At 33.0% G+C, this 25,054-nt stretch carries 17 protein-coding genes and 1 pseudogene; 10 read left to right on the forward strand and 8 right to left on the reverse strand.

Features of this window, described 5'->3' with window-relative positions; all coding sequences use genetic code 11:
- Positions 1-218: 218 nt before the first annotated feature.
- The 5 genes from AB3211_RS04820 to AB3211_RS04845 all read left to right on the forward strand — a co-directional run bounded on the left by AB3211_RS04820 (position 219) and on the right by AB3211_RS04845 (position 7,668).
- Positions 219-2,450, forward strand: coding sequence for a palindromic element RPE1 domain-containing protein (locus tag AB3211_RS04820; protein ID WP_367363788.1), 2,232 nt, complete (start codon positions 219-221; stop codon positions 2,448-2,450).
- Between the two features lie 644 nt (positions 2,451-3,094).
- Positions 3,095-4,447 (forward strand): transcription termination factor Rho, encoded by a 1,353-nt coding sequence (rho, locus tag AB3211_RS04830; RefSeq protein ID WP_341757619.1) that lies wholly within the window; start codon positions 3,095-3,097, stop codon positions 4,445-4,447.
- Positions 4,448-4,732: 285 nt separating this feature from the next.
- Complete coding sequence (mdh, locus tag AB3211_RS04835) at positions 4,733-5,680, forward strand: malate dehydrogenase (RefSeq protein WP_367363790.1); 948 nt, start codon at positions 4,733-4,735, stop codon at positions 5,678-5,680.
- A 150-nt stretch (positions 5,681-5,830) separates the two neighbouring features.
- A complete protein-coding gene (locus tag AB3211_RS04840) occupies positions 5,831-6,586 on the forward strand; it encodes a YaaA family protein (RefSeq protein WP_367363791.1) in 756 nt (251 codons plus the stop codon).
- A gap of 122 nt (positions 6,587-6,708) precedes the next feature.
- Complete coding sequence (locus AB3211_RS04845) at positions 6,709-7,668, forward strand: hypothetical protein (RefSeq protein WP_367363792.1); 960 nt, start codon at positions 6,709-6,711, stop codon at positions 7,666-7,668.
- A gap of 18 nt (positions 7,669-7,686) precedes the next feature.
- Here the strand turns inward: AB3211_RS04845 and AB3211_RS04850 are convergent.
- From AB3211_RS04850 to AB3211_RS04870, 5 genes and pseudogenes are all read right to left on the reverse strand, one after another.
- A pseudogene (locus AB3211_RS04850) lies at positions 7,687-8,910 on the reverse strand (IS256 family transposase).
- Between the two features lie 333 nt (positions 8,911-9,243).
- Positions 9,244-9,690 carry a dUTP diphosphatase gene (gene dut / locus AB3211_RS04855; protein WP_367363793.1) on the reverse strand — a complete coding sequence of 149 codons (447 nt, stop codon included), beginning with the start codon at positions 9,688-9,690 and terminating at the stop codon, positions 9,244-9,246.
- A gap of 408 nt (positions 9,691-10,098) precedes the next feature.
- Positions 10,099-10,908 carry an SPOR domain-containing protein gene (locus AB3211_RS04860; protein ID WP_367363794.1) on the reverse strand — a complete coding sequence of 270 codons (810 nt, stop codon included), beginning with the start codon at positions 10,906-10,908 and terminating at the stop codon, positions 10,099-10,101.
- Between the two features lie 24 nt (positions 10,909-10,932).
- Positions 10,933-12,666, reverse strand: a complete 1,734-nt coding sequence (argS, locus tag AB3211_RS04865; RefSeq protein WP_367363795.1) for an arginine--tRNA ligase — start codon at positions 12,664-12,666, stop codon at positions 10,933-10,935.
- Between the two features lie 3 nt (positions 12,667-12,669).
- Entirely contained in the window at positions 12,670-13,821 is a 1,152-nt protein-coding gene (locus AB3211_RS04870; RefSeq protein ID WP_367363796.1) for a deoxyguanosinetriphosphate triphosphohydrolase, read from the reverse strand.
- Positions 13,822-13,945: 124 nt separating this feature from the next.
- On the opposite strand from AB3211_RS04870, the gene erpA reads away from it, so the two are divergent.
- Positions 13,946-14,278 (forward strand): iron-sulfur cluster insertion protein ErpA, encoded by a 333-nt coding sequence (gene erpA, locus AB3211_RS04875; RefSeq protein WP_367363797.1) that lies wholly within the window; start codon positions 13,946-13,948, stop codon positions 14,276-14,278.
- 236 nt (positions 14,279-14,514) lie between these two features.
- Here the strand turns inward: erpA and AB3211_RS04880 are convergent, their stop codons facing one another.
- The gene (locus AB3211_RS04880) at positions 14,515-15,234 is read right to left on the reverse strand and encodes a class II aldolase/adducin family protein (protein WP_367363798.1); all 720 of its coding nucleotides are present in this window, start codon (positions 15,232-15,234) and stop codon (positions 14,515-14,517) included.
- An 18-nt stretch (positions 15,235-15,252) separates the two neighbouring features.
- Positions 15,253-16,416 (reverse strand): mechanosensitive ion channel family protein, encoded by a 1,164-nt coding sequence (locus tag AB3211_RS04885; RefSeq protein ID WP_367363799.1) that lies wholly within the window; start codon positions 16,414-16,416, stop codon positions 15,253-15,255.
- A gap of 385 nt (positions 16,417-16,801) precedes the next feature.
- Between AB3211_RS04885 and lgt the strand changes: the two genes are divergently transcribed.
- The 4 genes from lgt (at position 16,802) to cyoE (ending at position 22,120) form a co-directional block, all read left to right on the forward strand.
- Complete coding sequence (gene lgt, locus AB3211_RS04890) at positions 16,802-17,593, forward strand: prolipoprotein diacylglyceryl transferase (RefSeq protein WP_367363800.1); 792 nt, start codon at positions 16,802-16,804, stop codon at positions 17,591-17,593.
- Entirely contained in the window at positions 17,572-18,651 is a 1,080-nt protein-coding gene (locus tag AB3211_RS04895) for a class I SAM-dependent methyltransferase (RefSeq protein ID WP_367363801.1), read from the forward strand. Before lgt ends, AB3211_RS04895 begins: the two co-directional genes overlap by 22 nt.
- A gap of 323 nt (positions 18,652-18,974) precedes the next feature.
- Positions 18,975-21,185, forward strand: a complete 2,211-nt coding sequence (gene parC, locus AB3211_RS04900) for a DNA topoisomerase IV subunit A (protein ID WP_367364820.1) — start codon at positions 18,975-18,977, stop codon at positions 21,183-21,185.
- 59 nt (positions 21,186-21,244) lie between these two features.
- Positions 21,245-22,120: a heme o synthase gene (cyoE, locus tag AB3211_RS04905; protein ID WP_367364821.1), complete on the forward strand. Its 876-nt coding sequence runs from the start codon at positions 21,245-21,247 to the stop codon at positions 22,118-22,120.
- A gap of 288 nt (positions 22,121-22,408) precedes the next feature.
- Here cyoE and AB3211_RS04910 read toward each other — a convergent pair whose 3' ends face one another.
- Positions 22,409-24,709: a tetratricopeptide repeat protein gene (locus AB3211_RS04910; protein WP_367363802.1), complete on the reverse strand. Its 2,301-nt coding sequence runs from the start codon at positions 24,707-24,709 to the stop codon at positions 22,409-22,411.
- Positions 24,710-25,054: the final 345 nt, after the last annotated feature.

A 25,054-nucleotide genomic window follows, 5' to 3' on the forward strand; every position in this document is an offset into this window, starting at 1 on the left:
AATATCTACATATGATATTATATCTGAAGGCAAACAATTGTGAAGAATAAATATTAGCAGGGTTTTCCACAAAAATACAACAACGCCAACTCTGAAATGCATTAAGTATATTTGTTCTATATCAAAATGCTTGCAAAAATCATCAATTCAATAGAGATTCTTTTGTAATAGGGATTATATGTCTTCCAATTTTGTGGTTAATATAATGAAAGGTTTTTATGTCAGACGATAGAGCAACTATAGAATCCGGTAATTTAAATATATCTAATTTTGAGAGTGAGAAGGAGTCTATTCATTCTGAATATAGTACTAATCAAGATGATAATATATCGGTAAGATCTGTTGATTCTGGGTACGAAAGTGATAGCAATTTAGCAGACAAAAAAGATGATATTATTAGAGTTAAGACTAAAAATGAGATAGAAAATATAAATAAATTAATAGGAAGGGCATACACATATAAACTTAAATTTCTAAAAAAACTAACTCCACAATTATCAAAAGAACTCATAGCTAATGAATTACTCATTGATACTAACGAATCATTTATGAGTGCAATAACTGGATTAGCAGTAGAAAATTTTTACCGTAATTTATCTGATCAAAAGACAGAAGAACTTCTTGATAATTTTAGTTTAAATATAGAACGTTCTAAAGGACTTATGAACGACAATGACAAGGCAAAAACAGATAGGCAATTTGCAAACTTAGAAGCTAGTTTAAAGGGATTTGTATTAAATGATATTAAAAGTAGTAACAATGATGAGAATAAGATCGCTCTTGAAGCTGTTAAAAAAGTAATATTAGAGTTAAAAGGCCAAGCAATTCCTAAATCAGATTATGCCAGTACAGTAATTAACAACACTATGGAAAGTTTACAAGCGGATCCAAGAGCTTTTAGTACCGAACAACTTAATATTTTTAACGAAACTATTAACCAAGGAAATAAAACTGTTAAATTTTCTAAAGACTTCAAAGAACTTAATAAGACAGAACTTACAGCTCTTTCTAATGCAGTTAATGAATCTGCTAATTCTTTTATAAAAGAATTAGCAGCTAGTAGGAATAATGGCTTAAGTCCAGAGCTTGTTAATTATAGAGCAAATGAAAGCAAAAGGCTTTTATTGACTCTTAGTACAAAGATACAGGATACGGATACTGGTTCTATGGAAGAACAAAAGAGTAGACAAGAGGCTTTTTGTAAACAGCTTTTACCTTATGTTCATATGCCCAGTGAATTAGCAACTAAGTTATTTGAAGAGTGGACACCAACAGAATTACATAGCTTAATTGGCAAGGAAGCTCAGAAATTTTTTAGTGTAGATAATGCTCCAAAAAATTCTTCGTTTCTAACCTTAGATAAGACAAAAATTACAGAAGAAAATATCAAACGATTTGCCGATTCTATTAATCCAATTATTAAAGCTGAAGATGCAAAATTAATATCACAGCCAATCCTTGAAGAATCTATTAACAAAATTCAAAATAAAACAGATATAAAGATTACAGAACAACAAAATAACAAAATCTCGGAACAATTATCTCCAACTTTAATAGAACTTGGTTCTGAGCAACTAAGAAATCATAAAGAGGGGATAATATCTGACATAACAAATAAAATTGCAGCAGATAAATCTTGGTATTCTTCTGTGATTAAAAAATTACCTATTTCTACAAATAATTTACAGGATATTGCTACATATCTTACAGACAAATATAGCAATCAAACTACACCAACCATGTCAACTTCAGTGTCTACACCACCACCTCCTCTTACTCAACATTCTAGCATAGAAACAAAACAAATACCCGAACCTAGTAGTTCTGATTTTGTGGTGTCAACACCAACAGAAGCTCAGTTAGAAAATAGATCTCTTTCGAAATTCGCTTATGCTGAGGAATTTAAAGAAGCCACGGAACCTCGACCCGCAACGTACTCAGATGTACGTGAGGAGCAGAGTACCGGTAGCACGAATAAATTACCAGCAGAAGTAGAGTTTCGAAAGAGATCTAATATAGAAGCACACAGATTAAATGAAACTACGGACCAACTAGATAACAGAGTTTTGGTGGATAAGTTACAGAGCAATTTGATAGCACAGATGGACAAACCTAAACCTCAAGAGCTAGTTGAGGATACTGTTAGGATGCCCAACCCAAAGGTAGAAGAAGTGCATGATAGGCAAGATACCATAAATACTTCAATGATAGCAATAAAATCAGAGCAAGAAATGCCTACAAAAGCCCCTATAGTTCAGGAAACTCAAACAGATAAATTATCATCAATGAAGCCGCAAAATAATCCAAGCATGTCTAGGATTACTAGTACTATTAAAACAGAAATTCAACAAGTAAAGAAAACGTTAAGGCATATAGAAACAATTAAAAAGGAACTAGAAACACCTACTAAACCTACTCTTAAAGCAGTAAATAAAGGAAGGTTATGGTAAATGACCGACTTTGTCATGGGAGGCACTAGTATACACATGTGCATCAACTATTGGTTATAGCTTTTAAATTACCCTACCATGTGTAATTTGTTTGACAACCGCAAAATAATTTGATAAATATAAATAACTAAGTTAGTATTAATACCAATTCCCAAATTAAGTTAGTTACTCGGAAATACGAATGCTCTCTAGGTCCACATAGTCTAGCTGAACTGTCAAAATTTTGTGTTGCTAATTTCAATAAACTTCTTGCAGAGTTCGTTTATGTGCAAGAATTTAAAGAAGCCACGGAATCTCGACTCGCAGCGTACTCAAATTCCGTTACGGATTCGAGCCTAGACACGACGAATAAATTACCAACAGAAGTAGAATTATGCAAGAAGTCTAATCATTCGAGTAGTAGTCTAACCTTAATCTTTAAGTAACTTGACTTTCGTAGGTTTCGTGATTCTCCCAGTTTTTAAAGCAATAGACCTATTTCAAAACTAGCTATGAAAGGAATTTTTACTAAAAAATTAATCAAAAAATCGTAAGTAGTACTAGTGTACATGAGGATTCCTTCGATTGATTCTAACAACAAAATGACCTAGAAAGAATAAAGTTTCTAGAAAAGTCTGATCTTAACTAATCTAAAAAAAATAGGTATGACCCAAAATACAGTTACTAACAATAAGGAATCATCTGATAATCATTACAATAATAGTATCAAGTACGATAGTCCTAATAAAGATGGTATTGTTACCATCAATCTTAAACAATTAAAGCGTAAATCACCTGAAGAGTTACAAATACAAGCAGAAAATCTTAATATTGAGAACTCTAGTGCTTTGTTAAAACAAGAGCTAGTCTTTGCTATACTCAAGAAATCTGTTGAACAAGGTGATTTGATTTCAGGGGAAGGTGTATTGGAAATTCTACCTGATGGATTTGGCTTTCTTAGGTCTCCAGAGGTAAATTACTCCGCCGGTCCTGATGATATTTATATTTCTCCAAGTCAGATTCGTCGTTTTGGACTACGTACAGGGGACACGGTAGAAGGGCAAATTAGAGCTCCAAAACCAGGAGAACGTTATTTTGCCTTGCTAAAAGTAAACAAAGTTAATTTTGAAGACCCTTCTAAGGCCTATCATAGAGTACATTTCGATAATTTAACGCCACTTTATCCTGAAGAAAAATTATCCCTAGAACTAGAAGATAATAGTAAGGATTTTAGTACAAGAATAATTGAATTGGTTGCTCCCATGGGTAAAGGACAACGTGCGTTGATTGTTGCTCCACCAAGAACGGGTAAAACTGTTCTATTACAAAATATAGCTCATGCTATTACTACCAATAATCCAGAAGTATTTTTAATTGTTTTGTTAATCGACGAACGCCCAGAAGAAGTTACTGATATGCAGCGTTCAGTACGTGGTGAAGTAGTTAGCTCAACTTTTGATGAACCAGCTATTAGGCACGTTCAGCTTGCAGAAATGGTTATTGAGAAAGCTAAAAGGTTAGTAGAGCATAAAAGAGATGTGGTAATATTGGTTGACGCAATAACAAGACTTGCCAGAGCTTATAACACTGTTGTACCCTCGTCTGGTAAAGTTCTTACAGGAGGGGTTGATGCAAATGCATTACAACGACCAAAAAGATTCTTTGGAGCGGCAAGAAATATTGAAAATGGTGGTTCATTAACTATAATAGGAACTGCTTTAATTGATACCGGTTCGCGTATGGACGAGGTGATCTTTGAAGAATTTAAAGGTACTGGTAATTCTGAAATAGTTCTTGATCGTAAAATAGCTGATAAACGTATTTACCCTGCGATTGATATTACTAAATCTGGTACACGTAAAGAGGAGCTATTGGTTGATAAAGCCATTTTAACCAAAATGTGGATTCTTCGTAGAATCATTAACCCAATGGGAACTATCGATGCAGCAGAATTTTTAATTGATAAACTTAAAAACACTAAAACTAATACAGAATTTTTTGATTCAATGAATTCATAAAATACGCGAAATTATAGATTGCTTCGTCGACCTACAGTCTCCTCGCAATGACGTTTTATAGACGTATATGTCATTGCGAGCAAACGTAGGTGAGCGTGGCAATCCATTTTGCTAAAAACATGATTTTAATCTTTTAAAATCATGTTTTTAGCTTTAGAAAGGTTTAAAATGCATTCGCAAAACCGCTTTAAGAATGCATTTTTCCTTATATTAAAGCCAATTCTAGATAAGAATTAACTAATTCTTATCTAGAATTGTGGTATAAAATGCTTTTCAGGAGGAAGTATGGCTAAAAGAACAAAAATTGCTTTAATTGGTGGGGGAAAGATTGGCGGAACACTTGCACATTTGATAGCCTTTAGAGAACTTGCTGATATAGTTATGTTTGATTTATCTGAAGGTCCTTCGCAGGGTAAGACTTTAGACATATCACAAGCTGGAACAATTACCGGATCAGATATAATTGCCAAAGGTACTAACGATTATAAAGACATAGAAGGTTCAGATGCTATCATTGTTACAGCTGGAGTACCACGTTCACCCGGAATGAGTCGTGATGATTTAATTAATGTTAATACTACTGTTATAAAAACTGTGGCTAGCAACATTAAGCAATATGCACCGAACGCTTTTGTCATTGTTATAACCAATCCACTTGACGCTATGGTTTACGTAATGTTAAAGGAAAGTGGACTAGCTAGCAATATGGTGGTTGGTATGGCTGGAGTGCTTGACTCATCAAGATTTAACTTTTTCTTAGCCAATGAATTTAATGTTTCCGTAGAAAATGTTAGTAGTTTTGTACTTGGAGGTCATGGTGACTCAATGGTTCCTTTGGTTAGATATTCGACAATTAACGGCATACCAGTTTTAGATTTAGTAGAAATGGGGTGGTCGACGAAAGAACGTATTAATGCGATAATAGATCGCACAAAAAATGGTGGTGGAGAAATTGTTTCACTACTTAAAAATGGTTCTGCCTATTACGCTCCGGCAACTTCTGCTATTGAAATGTTAGAGAGTTATCTAAAAGATAAACGTAAAATATTAAGTTGTGCTGCTTATCTCCAAGGGGAATATGGAGTAAAAGATATGTATGTCGGAGTACCAGTTATTATTGGTAAAAATGGTGTAGAAAAAATAGTGGAAATAAAATTAAATAATGAAGAGCAAGATCTATTTAATAAATCAGTAGATGGAGTTAGAAAATTAATTGAATCAGTTAAGTTGTAATACCATTTCCCAAAACTAAATTGCTACTCGGAGTACGAATGTCGGCTACCTTCGCGTACAACTAGTACGTGAGGAACGGAGATCATGAAGTACGACGACGTGATGATTAGTTTTCGGACATGGTATAAATTTTTTGTCTAGATTACAGATATGTTAAGTATAATTTCACCAGCTAAGACTCAGGATTTCATCTCGGAAATACCGGATTTACCATGTACGCAGCCGCATTTCCTTACTAAAATGCAGTATCTCTTACAGATATGTAAAAGCCTATCACAAAATCAGATCAAGCAGATAATGAATGTAAGTAGCAAACTGGCTGAGCTTAATTATCATAGATTTCAAGATTTCGATAACCATCCTCAAAAGCAAGCGATATTTGCCTATGATGGGGATGTTTATGATAATATTGATAGACGAAGTTTCTCTAAAGAGCAATGGGATTTCTTGCAAGGACACACGTTAATTATATCAGGTTTATATGGACCACTAAGAGTTTTAGATAAAATAAAACCCTATAGGCTAGAAATGTCAACAAAATTGCCAAATTTAGAAAAATTATCCAGTTTTTGGCAAGTTGATATTACCAATTATCTAAATCAAATATTAGCAACTCATCAAAATAAATATCTAATCAACCTAGCCTCTAATGAATATTCCTCTGCCATAAATCAAAATGATCTTAAATATCCAATAATTAATATATATTTTAAAGAAATAAGAAATAATAAATTACAAATAATAGCTATAAACGCCAAGAAAGCTAGGGGCAGCATGCTTAACTTTATTGCAGAAAATCTTATAGATGTACCTGAAAAATTAAAACAATTCTCTAAACAAAACTATTACTATAGTGAAACTGAGTCTTCCGATAAAGATTGGGTATTTATTAAAAATGAGTTGTAATATTACAACTACATTTAAATTTAAAGATAATAACTTGCAATTATATTATGTTAATTCTATTTAAATTCTTTGCTATTTTGATTATTATTTAATTAATAGTTTGTAAAATATTAGGGTTAACTATGAAATTTAATCGTAACAAAGCAATCATTGGTTTCCTTAAAGCCAATGAAGGTCAGAAATTTACTTCTAGAGAAATAGCTGCATGGCTAGTAAAAACTTATCCTGAGGAAGTCAAGAGAAAAGCGGAGAACAGTAAATGCAAATCAATGCTCAATGTAACTGATCCAGCAAAAATAGCTCAAATTATAAAAGGATTCTTTAGTGCAGAAATGAAAAGAGAGTGGTATGATGACTACATACAGAAACAGGAACCTAATATTAAAAGAATAGAAGAACGTCCGCGTAGCTATTATTATACTAAAGAAACTGATCAGGCAGAGATAGAAGATGCTGGGAAAGAACCAAACATAAAAGAAAAAGAGATATATTTAAAACTTTCAGAATTTCTTTGGAATAAGCTTGGTATTTATAACATGATTATTAATGAAAAATGTTCTTCAAGTCGTAAGGGTACTAATGGTAATAAATGGTTATATCCTGATCTAGTGGGAATGGAGTATCTTACTAAAGATTGGGAACAATCGATCAAAAATTGTGTTCAACAATCTGCTGATAAGAAAGCTAAACTTTGGTCTTTTGAGGTGAAAGTAAAAATTAATCACTCCAATGTACGAAAATCTTTTTTTCAAGCATTATCAAATTCGTCATGGGCTCACTATGGATATTTAGTAGCTTTCTCTCTAGTAGAAAGCAAGGATAGTAACACTTCTCGTGAACTGGAAATTCTTTCTGCTAGGCACGGTATAGGATTTATTTTATTAAACATAAACAAATCCGAAAAAGGTCGAATACTAATTCCTGCTAAAGAAAGATTAGAGATTGATTGGAATATGGCTAATAGGCTAGTTAAAGAAAATTCGGATTTTAAACATTTTATAAAAGAAGTCACTTCTTTTTATAAAACCGGAGAAACTAAACACTCCGACTGGAAAATAGGCTCTGTCCAAAAAACTGTGTAAATTCGAAAAAATAGGTCATTAAATTTTGTTAAGCCTATCCTCAAATTTAATCATCAAATGAGCCATAGCTTCATTCCAGTTTGGAATGGGCATAGTCCATTTTTTGGTCATATAGTCAATTGTCAAATATAAACTTTTAAAAACAGCATTATCATTAGGAAAAACCCGCTTATTATTTGTTACTTTACGCAATTGACTATTGACAGATTCAACTGAATTAGTTGTATAAATTACCTTTCTAATTGACTCAGGATACCCTAGAAAAATCATTAGATTGTCCCAATTATTATACCATGATTTGGCAATTTGTGGATATTGTTTATTCCATTTTTCTTCAAAAGATACTAAAGCTAAATGGGCTTGTTCTTCCGTTACTGCAGTATATATCGGCTTTAAATCGCTAGACAGTTGCTTCCTATCTTTATACGACACATATTTTAAACTATTTCTAATCTGATGTACAATACACAATTGATGTTCTGTTTTTGGATAAACTGCTTCTATTGCCTCAGACATACCAGTAAGATTATCGCTACAGGCAATCAGTATATCTTTTAGCCCTCTATTTTTCATTTCGGTAAAATTACCGAGCCAAAATTTTGCCCCTTCATTTTCACTGATCCATAATCCCAATATATCTTTTTTACCAGATAAATCAATTCCTAATGCAACATATACTGCCTTATTGATTATCCTTTTATCTTGCCTGACTTTTACTACTAAACAATCAAAAAATACTATCGGATATATCTCTTCTAATGGTCGACTCTGCCAAGCTTTAACCTCATCCATTACATCATCAGTAATTTGGCTGATTAAGCCTTCACTTATTTCAACACTGTATAACTCCTGTAACTGAATCTTAATATCAGATATACTCATGCCTTTAGCATATAATGATAGTACTTTATCGTCAAAACCATCAAAACGTTTCTGGCGTTTTGGTAGTATTGCGGGTTCAAAGGTATTATGCCTATCCCTTGGTACTTCTATTTCTACAGCTCCATGTTCGGAGATCAGTTTTTTGCTAGTTATACCATTACGAGCATTATCATTATCTGCACGACTGTATTTATCATAGCCTAGATGATTATTCATTTCTGACTGCAGTGCCTTCTCTATTAAACGTTTGGTCAATTCTTTTTATAAACCTCCTTCTTTCAGTATTGTACTTACATCTGTATCATTATCTATTAATAAATCTACTGCTTGCTTTATTGATTCATTAGTTTTTTTATTCATGTAATTTCCTTTTTTGTTATACTTTTATATATAACCTATTTCGAAATTTACACAGTTTTTTGGACAGAGCCGGAAAATATAAATTAACCTCAGTTTGATGTAAGAATAATTATTATTCTCTGCACGCTCGATGTCGTCATCCCTGCGAAGGCAGGTATCTAAAAATGTTTAAGCACTTAATCCTTGCTACTTCTTTAGACCCCTGCCTACGCAGGGGTGACATCACCCACAATAGAGATGATACTGGGTCTAGCATTAACTTGTTACATCGAATTCAGGTTAAATTATTAATTTTTGTATTAGAGTATAGCTAGGCAGTATCGTTAGCCTAATTTAGAATTTCCCAGTCGAACCAAATCCACCAAGACCTCTAGATGTTTCATCTAACGAATCAACCTCATCCCATAATATCTGCTCATATCTAGCGATAACCATCTGAGCAATTTTCATACCACGCTCAATTATAAAATCTTCTTGAGCATGATTAATTAAAATTACCTTTATCTCACCACGATAATCAGCATCAATTGTACCAGGTGAATTCAGCACGGTAACGCCATGTTTTAGTGCTAAACCTGACCTTGGTCTGATTTGAGCTTCTAAATGACTAGGTAATGCTATACAAATTCCCGTGGGTACTAACTTTACTTCTTGTGGTTTTATAGTTATTGGTTCAATATTTGCTGCTACTAGATCCATACCAGCACTATGTTCAGTAGCATAACTGGGCAAAATATCTACAGAATGTTCTAATTTTTTAATTTTAACTTTAATGTTCATATAGTAAAATACATTGAATTAGGTGACAAAAAACATAGAAATAGCTTCGAATAATTTACTAGTTGCTTATATCACATAAACCCACCTAATTCAATGTGTTTCACTATAAAATAAAAACTTGATTATCGAGTATAACACTATTCATAAATAGTTGGGGTGAAAATTTTCCATTCCATGATTGTTATAGCTAACACGAAAAGGTTTAAGGCATAGTAATGGTGATAACCTCGATGTCATTCCCGCGTAGGCGGGAATCTAAAAAAATAAGCCTGAAAGACTATTAAGTAATATAGATCCCTGCCTTCGCAGGGATGACATCGGTAGTGATTAAATTTGCATCTATAGCAACTAATGATTGTGGCTTTTAAATTACCCTGCTAATTTTAAAGTCAGTGTGCCAAGAATCCATCAACGGTTAGTGATTATACAACCTTGCTGATTGTCAGATAGTTTCTTACAGATCGCTTTAGCTTGGCTTATACTTTGGTAGTTACCTACTAATACTAAATAGAAAAAACTTCCTGTACTAGATTGTATCTTCTTAATATTTACTACCGTATTATTAAGGATTTTTGCATATTTTTTTTTGATTCTTTCTCCTTCTTGATTAGCTTCTGATTCAGACTTTACCGAAGCTAATTGAATTTTATAACCACCTTGATTTGACTTATTTAACTGTGTTTCATCAATTTTGCGATGTGATTCAGTAACTTTTATTACATTTAAACCAGCTTTATTATTAGATTGTTGAACTATTGGAACAGATTTTTGTTCTATTAAATTCTCTTTTTGCACCAAGTCATTTTTTATTATATTAGGCAAAATTGTTTCCGTTCCTTCTTCATCTTTACTTAGTTTGTGTTTTTCATACTTAGCTTGATCAGTTTCTACTATACTAAATAAAATCGTGTCTATCGAGTCAAGTTCTTCATCACTTTCTGCTAGTTTTTGTTTAGCGATATTTAATGGCTTTTCCGGTTCAGGTTGTAATATTACAGGTTTGTTGGTCTTTTTTTGTTGTAAACTCTCATAAATTATATTATTCGCATTTGGTATTACTATCCCACCACTATCTTGTGGTTTAATTTTTGTAGGTGATGGATCAGGGTAAATTGTTACTATTTGGCCACTATTTTGGCTGTAATTAGTATAAACTAAATATGTAATACCACTAATTATTGAGAGAATAATTAGTAAGAGTAAAGTGCGGTTAGTCATCAACTTATAAATTACAATACTTCATTACATTTTATTCATAGGCGTTACCCCTATAACACCAAAACCAACTTTTATAATCTTTTGAATAGACTTTGCTAAAGCAAGCCGAGCAGTGGTTAACTCTATATTATCTTCAATTAGAAACCGATAATCATTATTTTCTTTGCCAAAATTCCATAAAGCATGGAATTTTGAAGCCAAATTAATCAGATAAAAAGTTACTCTGTGGGGTTCAAAATATTTCGCCGAAATCTCTAAAACTTTTGACCATGAAGCAAGAAGTTTAATTATTTCTATTTCCTCTTCGCTGGAAAGTAACGACAAGTCATACTCATTCTCTAGGAATTTACTATATGCTTTTGGCATAGATTCTTTAGCTTTTTCCAGTATAGACATTGTCCTAACATGAGCATATTGTACGTAAAATACAGGATTATCTTTTGATTGTTCTTTTACTTTTACTAGGTCGAAGTCAAGAGTAATATCATTTTTACGGGTTAGCATTATAAATCTTATTATATCTTTACCTACCTCATTTGTTACATCTCGTACACTAGTAAAATTACCGCTACGTTTTGACATTTTTATAGCGATACCGTTTTCAACAAAATTTACTAACTGGCAAATCTTAACATCAACTTTAACTTTTTTTCCACCAAGAGCTTTAACTATTGCCTCAATTCTTTTTACGTAACCACAATGATCTGCACCTAGAATATAAACTAGATGATTAAAACCACGATCTATTTTATCCTTAGCGTAAGCTAAATCAGAGGCAAAATATGACCAACTACCGTCAGATTTTTCTATTGGTCTATCTTGATTATCACCAAAAGCCGTAGATTTAAACAATTTCTGAGTTCTTGAATCCCAAGATTCATCTATTTTTCCTTTAGGAGGGGGCAACTGCCCCTCATATATTAGTCCCATTTTAGTAAGCATTTGTACAACTTCATCAATCTTACCACTATTATGCAGTGACTTTTCCGAGAAGAATACCTCGTGTTCAATATCTAGCTCCTTTAAATCCTGTTTAATTATAACTAACATTTCTTCTACTGCAAAATTCTTAACAAGTTCATGACGTTGTCTATCAGTCATTGTTAATAATTTATCACCAAATTTTTCCACCAACTTTTGTCCAACATCTACCAAATATTCTCCAGGATAAAGGCCTTCTGGTATTACGATCTCTTCTTTTGTTAACGCTTGTTTATAGCGTAGAATAACTGAACTAGCTAAGTCATCCACTTGAGAGCCGGCATCATTAAGGTAATATTCTTTGGTCACAATATAGCCAGTACTATCTAGAACTTTGGCTAAAGCATCACCATAAACAGCACCTCTAGCATGACCAATATGCATAGGACCAGTTGGATTTGCAGATACATATTCAATATTAACCTTTTGATTACTACCAAAATTAATCTTAAAAAAATCCTCCTTATCCAGCAATATGTCATTGATAGAGTTATGCCACATATCTGCTTTGATAGTAAAGTTAATAAATCCTGGACCAGCAACTTCTATAGACGCAATATACGGAAGAGGCGTTAATATTTCCTTAAATCTAATAGCTAGTTCCTTGGGTTTAATATTTTGTTTTGCAGCAATAATCATAGCTATATTACTTGAAAGATCACCATTGAGATTATCTTTAGGAATTTCTATAGCCGCCAATTGTAACACATCTTCATTATCGCATATTTGTCTAGCTGCACTAATGATATCTTCACGTAATTTATTAAATATATTCATAAATCAAATATTATTAAAATTGAAGGAATAAAGATCTTGATATTCTTGAATAGCAAAGCGGTCAGTCATGCCAGCTATATAATCTGCTACTATATCAGCTTTGGATTTTATATCCCCTGGTATAATTAATTCTTTCCAACTAAATGGTAATAAATCAATATCATCCATATATACCCTAAATAACCCTTGTATAATGTTTTGACACTTTAAAGTCATAGAGGTCAGTTTATTATGTTTATATACTTTATTATACAAGAATTGTCTAATTGCTGTTATATGTTCTTTTGTCTCGTCAGTAAAATCAACAATCTGATAATCAAGATGTCGTATATCAGCTGTTGTAGTTATTTTCTGTTTTTGTAAGTTATCATTTGTTTGGAGCAATAGATCGGTAATTAAATCACTCATCAATTTACGTACAATTTCATAAATAAGACGAGAAGTTGTTATATCCTTAAACTTGGACTTAATTTCAAAAGCATATTGATCAATAAATTTAATTTCTGCTAGATGATTAAAATCAATAATCTTAGCACCAACACTATCTTCCAAATCATGAGAAATATAACTAATATCATCAGCTAATGAAGCAATCTGAGCTTCAGCTGAGGAATAGTGAGCTAAGTCAAGATCATGCTGTAAATCATACTCTACTATATATTTAGGTATGTTATTTATTAAAGGACCATTATGTTTAACAATTCCTTCTAGCACTTCCCATGTCAAATTTAATCCATTATAAGCCGCGTATCTTTTCTCTACTTTAGTAAGAATCTTTAATGAGTGAGCATTATGGGAAAATCCACCATAATCTTCCATACATTTATTTAGTGCTATCTCCCCTGCATGACCAAAAGGAGTATGCCCAAGATCATGAGCAAGGGCTACAGTTTCAGCTAAATCACTTGATAAATTAAGGGTGTTAGCAATAGAACGTGCAACCGTAGAAACTTCAATCGAATGAGTAAGGCGATTTCGATAATGATCCCCTTCATGATTAATAAAAACCTGGGTTTTATATTGTAAACGTCTGAAAGCCTTTGAATGAATTATACGATCCCGATCTCGTTCAAATTCATTTCTATAAGATGTAGGATATTCATTAAACAATCTCCCCCTACTCTTGGCTGGATCTACTGCATATGAAGCAAGCATATATTAACTCCTATTTAACAAAGCCAGTATAGAATCACCTACCAAGCTTTTCAAGGTTTTTAAATGAAACTCTTGCAAAATTAGGTTTTTAGGATTATTTTAAAGGTCTTTATAATATAAGATCATGTCAATAAAAGTTACTGATAATGCTTTTAAAAGAGTAGATGAGCTAATAAAATTAGAAAGTAATCCAAGTTTGGTTCTTAGAGTAGTTGTTGATGGTGGAGGCTGTTCTGGATTTGTTTATAATTACGCTCTCGTTCCAAGCAATGACATAACAAAAGATGACTATATTATAGAAAAAGATAATATTAAAGTAGTTATCGATGAAATATCTCAGCAGTTTATGGTTGATTGTATAATAGATTTTATCGAAGAATTAGGTAGTTCCTATTTTGAAATTAGAAATCCCAATGCAAAAACTAAGTGTGGGTGTGGTAATTCATTCTCTGTATAATACTGTATATACTCTTCTGCTTTGTAGAACTAACTCTCTTAAGTAACCCCAAGTATCGATGTAATAAATTAATAGTAGGCTCAAGTAATCATCGCCATCAGGGGTGATGTCACCGCCATTATGTCATCCCAGCGAAAGCTGGGATCTCAAACTATATAACATACCTTCTATGCTATTTTTTTAGACCCTTGCCTACGCAGGGGTGACATCGGAAGGTGCAAGGACACCCTAGGCTATTAAACCGATGTTTTACATCGAATTGAGTTCAGTAAGTTAAGCCAAGCAATCCAGTCACGTTTGCCTAAATCTTCTTCAAATGACAATAAATCTTGCACGGATTTTTTACAAATTTCTTGAGATGGCAAGATTAACTCCTGATTTGTTGAACATGCTAAACATTGGGTCTTACATGCTTGCTCTAGATGATAAGTATAGAACATGGCTTCATGGATTGTTTTACCACAAGCTAACATTCCATGATTACGTAGAAACATAACATAATTTTGTCCAAGATCATCAAGCATTTTATTACTTTGATTAGATTTAAGTAGAAGAGAGTTATAGTCATGATAAGATAGTTTTTCATAAAAATGCAACGCCCATTGACTTATGGGCATCAATCCAACTCGCATGGATGATACAGCAACAGTTGCTGGAGTATGTAGATGAAAGACAGATAAAATGTCTGCTCTTTTTTTGTATATATTACCGTGAGTGACGTAGCCGGTTTCATTGTAACTATCTTCGCTACCCTCTAGAACTGTTCCATCGAAACCAACCCGCAGTAGATTATCACTAGTTACTTCTTCAAACCTTAAACCAAAAGGATAAATATAGTAAAAATCCGCCCCTTCAGGTCTTGCAGATAGATGTGTATAAGTATGGTCATCTAAGGCCAAAATCGCAAGAATTTGATATGCAGAAGCCAAGTTAAATTTGATCTCTTCTAAAGTCATTGTTATCTTAGTTTAAGTTTATACATTACTATTTTGAAATACTTTTAATTTGAATTCAGGAATCACTGCAAACAAATGATCAAAAATATCGGTTTGAATATCTTCATATATATCCCTTCTTGTTTCATTAGTAAAGACGTATAATTCTATTGGTAAACCATTAGGGGTTGGAGCTAACTGACGTACCAAAAATGTAAAATTTTGTTTATATATTGCAGGGTGATTTTTAAGATATTCTTTTACATATAATCTAAATATTTTTATGTTTGTTATATCACCATCTATAGATTCCAAATCCACTTTATTCATTACTTCCTTTGCAAGATATGGCGATTTTTTTAATTCCTGTATAAATACAGTTGGGACAAGTACAATACTGTTTATATCAATACAGATTGCTCTCTGAATTTTTCTTGCCACTGATTCAGTTATGCCACGCCAATTTACTACATTAGTTGTTAAAAGACTAGATGTCGGTATTGTTGAAATAGTTTGATCGGCATTTTTAATCTTAACTACTGTAATAGTAATTTTTTCTACAGTACCTTCAATATTATACTGATGAACAGTAACAAAATCACCAATTCGTATTATATCCTGAGAAACAAGTTGTAAGCTTGCCAACAAACCTGTAACAGTATCTTTAAATAGGAAGGTTAACAACGCTGCTGCTGCTCCTAAACTAGTAAAAAATGCAGCAAGGGAAATATTCAAAATACTAGAAATAATTATAATGATAGCAACAGAGACAATAAGTATTTTTGATATTTGTGTGTATAAACTTAAATAGGCTTGTACAGAAGTTGCCATTTTGTTTCGATAAATATCGGCAAAAGCCTCTATAAGAGATAGGGTTAGCAGTGTAACGAAGCTACCTGTATAGAGTGTTATTACAATATTCTTAATACTAATTATCCAATGTGGAGTAGGAAATGCCTGTAAGATATTGCCCCAAAATATAAGGTATAAACTTAGCAATGTATGTAATAAATAGGTGTATATAGAATATTTTTTAAATATTTTTTCATAATCATAATGCCGTTTATTAATATAGTTTTTTATCATTGAAAATATTACTGTCTTAATAACGATAATCAGTGGAATGATTGAAACTATCATAATTATTAACATTAAAGTTTCTTTATCGTATTTGTGATAAAGATTCCATAAATACTGTGTCATATAAACCTTTTTGATATTTGTTCATTGTATGATATTAATTAGCCAACTATTAGTCTAATTAATTTGATGATTTAGTTAATATTTTTTCCAACACTTGCAATCTATCAAGTTGGTGTATATAATTAACCTCAACTATCGATGTAATAAATTAATAGTAGGCTCAAGTAATCATCACCAGTAGGGGTGATGTCACCCTTGCTGCCATTATGTCACCCCTACTCACCATTATGTCATCCCTGCTTCGGTGCGGGATCTAAAAAAATAGCCAAGAAAACTATTAGACTTTTTTAGACCCCTGCCTACGCAGGGGTGACATAAAAGGAGAGACAGGGACACCCTAGGCTATAAAACCGATGTCTTACATCGAATTGAAGTTAATTACCGTATGCTCTTCCCAAATATCAATCCTGTTATTTTTTCTATTGGACCATTTACCGTTTATTGGTACTCCATGGCTTATGTTTTGGGTATAATAGTTGGGTGGTTCTATGCTTATAAAATTATAAAAAAATTCGACATTGGTGTTACCGCGACAACTTTAGAAAATTTTGTTACTTGGGCTATTCTTGGCATCGTAATAGGTGGTAGATTAGGCTATGTGTTACTATATAATCCAATTAAATATTTTTCTGATCCTATTCTCATTTTAAAAAGCTATGAAGGCGGTATGTCATTTCATGGGGGTATGATTGGTTTAATCGTGTCTAGTTATTTTTTCTGCCGCAAGTATAAAATTAACCCCTTACTTTTAAGCGATATATTAGCCACAGTTTCTCCCATCGGTTTATTTCTAGGTAGAATAGCCAATTTTATTAATGGTGAATTATATGGCAGAGCAACTAAAATGCCATGGGGGATGGTTTTTCCAAATAGTGATCTACAAATAAGACACCCCAGCCAACTTTATGAGGCCTTTTCTGAAGGAGCTATATTATTCTTAATTTTAGCTTATACCACTTTTAAATATAAAAGCATAAAGATTCATGGTTTGAATTTTGCTATATTTCTAATATTCTATTCTATATTTCGAATTATTACAGAAATGTTTCGTGAGCCAGATTACCACATAGGCTTTATTTTTAATAACTTAACTATGGGGCAAATTTTATCATTACCTATGCTAATACTAGGAATTTATTTAATAATACGAATTAGATGCCAATCGACTCCAAGATAAGAAAACTTATTGAACAAAATGGTAGTATTAAGCTTGATGAAATGATGTTCCAAGTAACGTCTGTATCCCCTTCTTCCTATTATCAAAAACAAAATAAGTTAGGTTGTCTAGGAGATTTTACCACAGCTCCAGAAATCTCTCAACTTTTTGGTGAAATGATAGCTCTATGGGCTATTGACCAATGGTATAAAATGGGATGCCCTCGAAAAACTAATTTAGTTGAACTAGGTCCTGGACAAGGAGTATTAATGCGGGATTTGCTCAATGTTGCTAAATTAGTTCCAGAATTCTACCAATCCCTTTCAATAGAATTGATTGAAATTAATCCTCATTTTATCAAGAAACAGAAAACAAACCTCAAATTAGCTGGTTTACCTATTAAACACCATACAGCAATACAATATATATCTAAAATTCCTTCTATTATAATAGCGAATGAATTCTTTGACGCTATGCCAATTAAGCAATATATTAAAAGCAAAGAACTTTGGTACGAGTCAATACTTATCATTGACCCAACTGATGGTAAAATTAAGTTCGATAAGATAGAGCTTGGTAAAGAATTGCAACACTACTTACTGCAAGAACACTCAAACGCATATGACGGAGCAGTAATAGAAGAATCACCTAAATCATTAGAAATCATAAAATTTATTAGCAAGCATATAATGAAATTTGGTGGGGCTAGCTTAGTTATTGATTACGGTTATGATATAGATCCAATAAAAAGAATGCGTAACCAATATGACCCTACTTTACAAGCGATAAAAAATCATAAATATTGCCCACTGCTTGAAACTTTAGGAGAAGCTGACTTGTCAGCACATGTTGACTTCTATGCCTTAAAAACAATAGGCAAAGATATAGGAATAAATGTTTATGGATCAATAACACAACGTGATTTTCTAATTGCTAATGGTATATTATTACGAAGTAAACTATTGCAAAATAAATTACCTACTATAGAGGCAAATATAATAGCAAAACAAGTTGATAGGCTAATAGCTCCCAATAAAATGGGACTATTGTTTAAAGTATTGTGCCTTGTACAGGAGTAAGGTATAATTCCACGGCGTCATTGCGAGGAGACCTTAGGTCGACGAAGCAATCTATATGACAAGCTTCATGGATTGCCACGCTCACGTACGTTCGCTCGCAATGACGGTTTAAGCCTTACAATAGTGCTTCGCTAATAGACGGTTTTTTAACTTTCAACAGTTATGGGTTGAAGACCAGCAAGGTGATAAATATATTGTTGAAATAGAACGATTAAAAGAAAAAGTATAATTTTTATTATTTAATACCATTTTGCTATTAGTGCTAGCATATATTTAGGATATTATACTAAACACGTAATAAATATAAGAAAAAGTTTTGTATGATAGATGATGCTAAAATAGAAAATATAGACTTTGGTAATGCATTATCAGAGCGTTACCTCTCTTATGCTCTATCAACAATTATGTCAAGATCCTTGCCCGACGTTCGTGATGGGTTAAAACCAGTGCATCGCAGATTATTGTACGGCATGCTCCAACTAAGGTTAGAACCGACCTCCGCCCATAAGAAATGTGCAAGAGTTGTCGGTGATGTAATGGGTAAATATCACCCACATAGTGACGTTGCACTGTATGATACATTAGTACGTCTTGCACAAAATTTTTCTCTCAGATACCCACTAATTGATGGACAAGGAAATTTTGGTTCTATTGATGGAGATAACGCAGCAGCTATGCGTTATACAGAATCAAGAATGACAGAAATTTGTACCTTATTAATGTCAGATATAGATCAAGATACTGTCGATTTTCGTGCTACATATGATGATTCCGATACCGAACCGGTAGTTATGCCCGCTATGTTTCCTAATTTACTGGCTAATGGTTCAGAAGGTATAGCAGTTGGAATGGCAACCAGTATACCACCACATAATTTACATGAATTATGTGATGCACTAATATATTTAATTGACCATCCTCAATCAAATGTTAACGATATTTTGCAATTTGTCAAAGGTCCTGACTTTCCAACCGGTGGAATAATTATTGATAGAATAGATTCAATCCGCCAAGCCTATAGCGTGGGGCGTGGTAGCTTTAGAGTAAGAGCAAGATGGGCAAAGGAAGACCTAAGTTATGGTTTATATCAGATAGTAATTACTGAAATACCTTATCAAGTACAAAAATCTAAACTTATCGAACAAATAGCTGCACTGTTAAAAGACAAAAAAATTCCTTTAATAAGCAATATTAGAGATGAATCTACAGAAGATATAAGATTAATTATTGAACCTAGGGATCGTAATTGTGATCCTAATGTTATTATGGAATCATTATTCAAACTTACAGTTTTAGAGAATAGAATTCAGCTTAATATGAATGTTATAGGTTCAAATAATATTCCTAAAGTAGCTAATATACTGGAAATATTGCAGGAGTTTTTATTACACCGACAAAATGTTATTACTCGCAGATCTCAATTTCTTATTGGCAAAATTGAACATAGGTTGGAAGTTCTCAAGGGTCTAAGGATAGCTTACTTAAATTTGGATGAAATAATTAAAATTATTCGTGAAGAAGATGAAGCTAAACAAGTAATGATAGCTAAGTTTGCTTTAACTGATGTGCAAGTTGAAGCAATTCTTAATACAAGATTGCGATCTTTAAGAAAATTGGAAGAACAAGAAATTATTAACGAGCATAATCTACTCGAAAAAGAGCATGCAAATTTACAGAAAATTCTACAAGATCCGAGTGAATTAAAAAAGATAGTTAAGAAAGAAGTTAAAATGGTGCAAACAAAGTTTGGTTTTAGCACTAAATTGGGGTTACGCCGAACTAGTTTTGAAGAGGCTAATATTGTCGCTCAAATTGTTGATATTTCAGCCTTTATAGCCAAAGAACCTCTTACCATAATATGTTCCAAGATGGGGTGGATTCGCTCTTTAAAAGGTCATAATAACGATTTATCAACTGTTAAATATAAGGAAGGAGACGCAGAAAATTTTATTCTAGAAGGCTATACTACCGACAAGATTCTTATATTGAGTGCAGCGGGGCGTTTTTTCACTATCCTAGCCGATAATATATTTAGAGGCAAAGGCAATGGAGAATCTATAAAGCTGATAATAGATATAGGCAATGAAGAAATAGTAAGCATGTTGGTTTATAGGTCTACCCAAAAACTTTTATTGGCAAGTAGTATTAGCAAAGGCTTTATCATTGATTCAGATGAGGTAGTAGCACAAACTAAACTCGGTAAGCAAATTATGCAAATTCCTGCAAATCATTCCTGTATTGCTTGTGTGCCTGTAGAAGGTGATTGTATAGCTTGTATAGGTGAGAACCGGAAATTATTAGTATTTAAACTAGACGAAATACCAATAATGAAACGAGGACAAGGTGTAATTTTACAAAAGTTCAAAAATGCTAAACTTATGGATGTCAAGATATTTGATAGTAGTTTAGGACTAAGCTGGAAAATAGGAGACAAGACTAGGGTAGAGAAAGATCTTTTACCATTTCTTGGACGACGAGGTTCGGTTGGTAAAATCCCTCCTAGTGGATTCCCTAAAAATAATAAATTTTCTTAAGATAAAGATATATGAATAATTCCTCTAATTATATTAATAGACCTCTTACAAAACTAGAGATGAATACTACTCAAAAAAGCTCTAATAGCTCAGTTATGGACTATATCCTACTCATGAAGCCAAGAGTTATGGCACTTGTTGTATTTACCAGCTTTTCTGGTCTATGGCTTGCTCCATACCCCATTCATCCATTTATAGCTTGCATCGCTATGCTCTGTATTACACTTGGAGCTGGTAGTAGTGCAGCTATTAACATGTGGTATGATAGGGATATTGATGCGATAATGAAACGTACACAAAACAGGCCTCTAGTTATTGGGGTTATAGAACCACAGGATGCTTTAGCTTTTGGTGTGGTTGTGGGGTTCTTCTCAGTTTTTCTGATGGGACTTTGTGTTAATCTACTATCTGCTTTATTATTACTAATAACCATATTGTATTATATCTTCATTTATACCATGTGGCTAAAACGTTCAACAATGCAAAATATAGTTATTGGAGGGGTTGCAGGTGCATTGCCTCCTATGATTGGCTGGGCAACAGTAACTAATGAGATTTCACTTTTCTCCTTTTCTTTATTTATGATTATTCTAACTTGGACACCGCCACACTCGTGGGCATTAGCAATTTTTCGCTCAGAAGACTACAAAAATTGTGGTGTCCCGATGATGCCGGTGGTAAAGGGAGAATATTATACCAAGAAGCAAATTCTTGCCTATAGTATAATTATGTTTATTACTTCATTTACGCCCTTTTTTTTAGCAATAAGTAATCTTGTATATTTAGTAACTGCATTTATACTGGGTATAATTTTTTTATACTATGCTGTCTCTCTGTTTAGTGATAAAGATCATAAACAAGCTAAAAAACTATTTGCCTATTCAATATTTTATCTTTTTAGTATTTTTTTAACATTGGATTTCTCTCGAAACTAGCCGTTTGCGGAGGGGGCATTGTTGCATGGATCAAAAACGATGTCATTCCTGCGAAAGCAGGAATCTAAAAAATAGCCTGCAAAGGCTATTAAATATTATAGATTCCTGCCTACGCGGGAATGACATAAACTCTTACCGGGATACACCCTAGGCTATTAAAACGATGTCTTACATCGAATGAGGTTAAATTACCACATGAGCAACTATCCCTCCTACCTCAAAAGCTGTTAATGGCTTTGAAGTAGGAGGAATAATTTATGGGGCTTTATTCACTATTTATGAATAGCCTTAATAATTGCTATTAGCACACTCACCGATGAGGTATGCAGTAGATTCTTCAGTAGGGGGATAATAAAAAGTACTAGAATATTTAGGCAGAGCAACATAAGGACAATTATGTTCGTATGTTTTTTTCATATCCTGACTTAATTCTAGATTGTCTTTTAGAACAGAAAAAGCCTTTGAATATAACGTATATGCTTGATAACTAGGGAATGTTGTAAGCGGCATTTGCTTAGCTAACTGTTTTAATTGCTCAGCAATCTCTTGTCTTTTATTAACATCTGTATGTGTATAACAATCTAGAGCTTGTACTTTCTGATATATTTTATTGGAAGATAAACAGACCTTAACTAAGCACTCCCTCTCTGCAGCACTATATTCATTTTGAGCAACAGTCTTGGATACTATAGTAGTCCTATGATTATCCATTTCATAATTACCGCGTTCATCTTTAAAATAAATACGTATACTAATAGCTTTACTATAAATTTGTTCAGCTTTTGGTTGATTTGAAGATAAAAGAACCCCAGCTAAATTTAGCAAAACTATCTGATCATTGGTAGCTTCCCATATATTTGGATCAAGTTCAAGAGCCTTTTCACAAACTATTCTTGCTTTCTCCATTTTATTTAAAGACAAAAGAGCATCAGCAAGAAGTACCAAAATTTTAGGATTCTCTATCTCTTTATATACATCAGGATTCTTTTCAACGGCTTCATTCAAAAGTTTTTTAGCCTTATCTTTAGCAGGGTCATACTTTGAATCATACCACTCAAGCGACGGAATCAAGTCAGCTAACTTAGTTAACTCATTTTTAACCTCTTCGGCAAGAGGAGTAACGACCGGAGCTGTAGGGGCTGTGGGAGCTGTGGGGGTAACAAGTTTCAAATATGGATGACTACTTATATTGACAGTGCTATACGGTGGTGGTAGAGATGAAGTAGGAGAAAAGTCACCGGCTTCATCCACTTCCACTTTAGTATCTTTTGTATATGAAGCTTTAAGTGCCTCTAATTTAGTATTGAATACAGTGTTAACTTTCTCTAATTCATCTTTTAATTGAGCTTCGTATTTAGCTTTAATTTCCTTTATCTGTTCCTGCTGTTCAGCACGAGTTAAAGCCTTCTCATACTTATTGGAAGCTTCTTCATATTTATCTTTAAGTTTTTCAAGTTCTTTTCCAGCTTGCCTTACCACAGGGTCTACAGATAGAGCTGCAGATGCACTCGGTTTGTATTTTGAAGCATAGCTAGCGGCTTTGGCAGCAAGTTTTGTATCACCAACTATGGACAACTTGTCTTCTAATACTTTAAAGGTATCATGAATAACATCGTATGGTACATCTTTGTCTTTAGATAATTTTGACTTACAATCCTGATAAGCTTTCTCGTAACATTCTTTAGCCTCTAATTTGTTTCCAGCATCTGCCAAGTCATCACCTTGTTCTATAAGAATCTTAACTGGATTCGGTTTGTACTTTGAAGCATAGGTAGCAGCTTCGGCAGCAAATTTTGTATCACCAACTACGGAAAACTTGTCTGCTAATTCTTTAAAGGTATCATGAATAACATAGTATTGTACATCTCCGTCTTTAGGTAATTTTGACTTACAATACTGATAAGCGTTCTTGTAATATTCTTTAGCCACTGATGTTTTTCCATTAGCTACCAAGTCATCACCTTGTTTTATAAAAATCTTAGCGTGCATGGCAAATATCTGAAAATTATTGCTATGTTTAGTCAAATAGTCTAGCTTTGTAACAGCTGCATCATATTTTTTGTCATTAAGTAATGAGTTTACTTCTTCTTTTATCTTAATTAGCGATTCTTTGTATAGTGTTTCAATATTCTTTATACAGTTTTTTGCATTTTTATTTATATTTTTTTTATACTCAACATTCCAGCGTTCTAATGCTATAAGAGCGGATGGTTTAGCAATATTGAACATGTCTTTTAAGGACTTTTCATGTGTTGAAAATTCTCCTTTTTGCCAAGCTATAACAGCTTTATCCTCGCATATCTTAAAGAGTAACGGATTTTTTTTCGTATCTGAAAGTTCAGATTTTTGTATATCTTCATATAAATCTTGATATTCTTTCAGGGGTACTATATCACCATGTTTTTTTAAAGTTCCAAGCACATCTTGGAAAGATTGAAATTTAATCTTTAATTTGGCATCTAAAATAGGATCAGTACTAGTATCATTACTAGCACCCCTTAGGCTAGAACTTCTACCTAGAGTAGCGCTATTACCTACACTAGTAGAACTCTTATCTGGACTAGATTTCTTATGAAACACTTTAAACATAATATCCTCTACTTATTGTTTTATTATTTAATTAGTAGCAGTTAGATTTTATATTATCTAAACCTGCTGGCTAAACTTTAGTTGTGTTACTACACACAGAGCTGTCATCCGAGCTATGGCGGGAATCCAAAAAATAGCCTGCAAAGGCTATTAGATCAGATTCCCGCCGTTGCTGAGAATGACAGCGTTTGTACTACTGGTACTCCAGTACTACAACTTATAGTATGTAGAAATAGGCTCTTGCATAACTTCATCATTGTAAGGCAATCTTGTTGTCAAAATTAAGCAAGGAATTATACATATTTTGATCCACTTATGCTCCTTGCTTAATTTTTTTCCAAAACT

Source organism: Candidatus Tisiphia endosymbiont of Nedyus quadrimaculatus, assembly GCF_964059235.1.
Classification (GTDB): domain Bacteria; phylum Pseudomonadota; class Alphaproteobacteria; order Rickettsiales; family Rickettsiaceae; genus Tisiphia.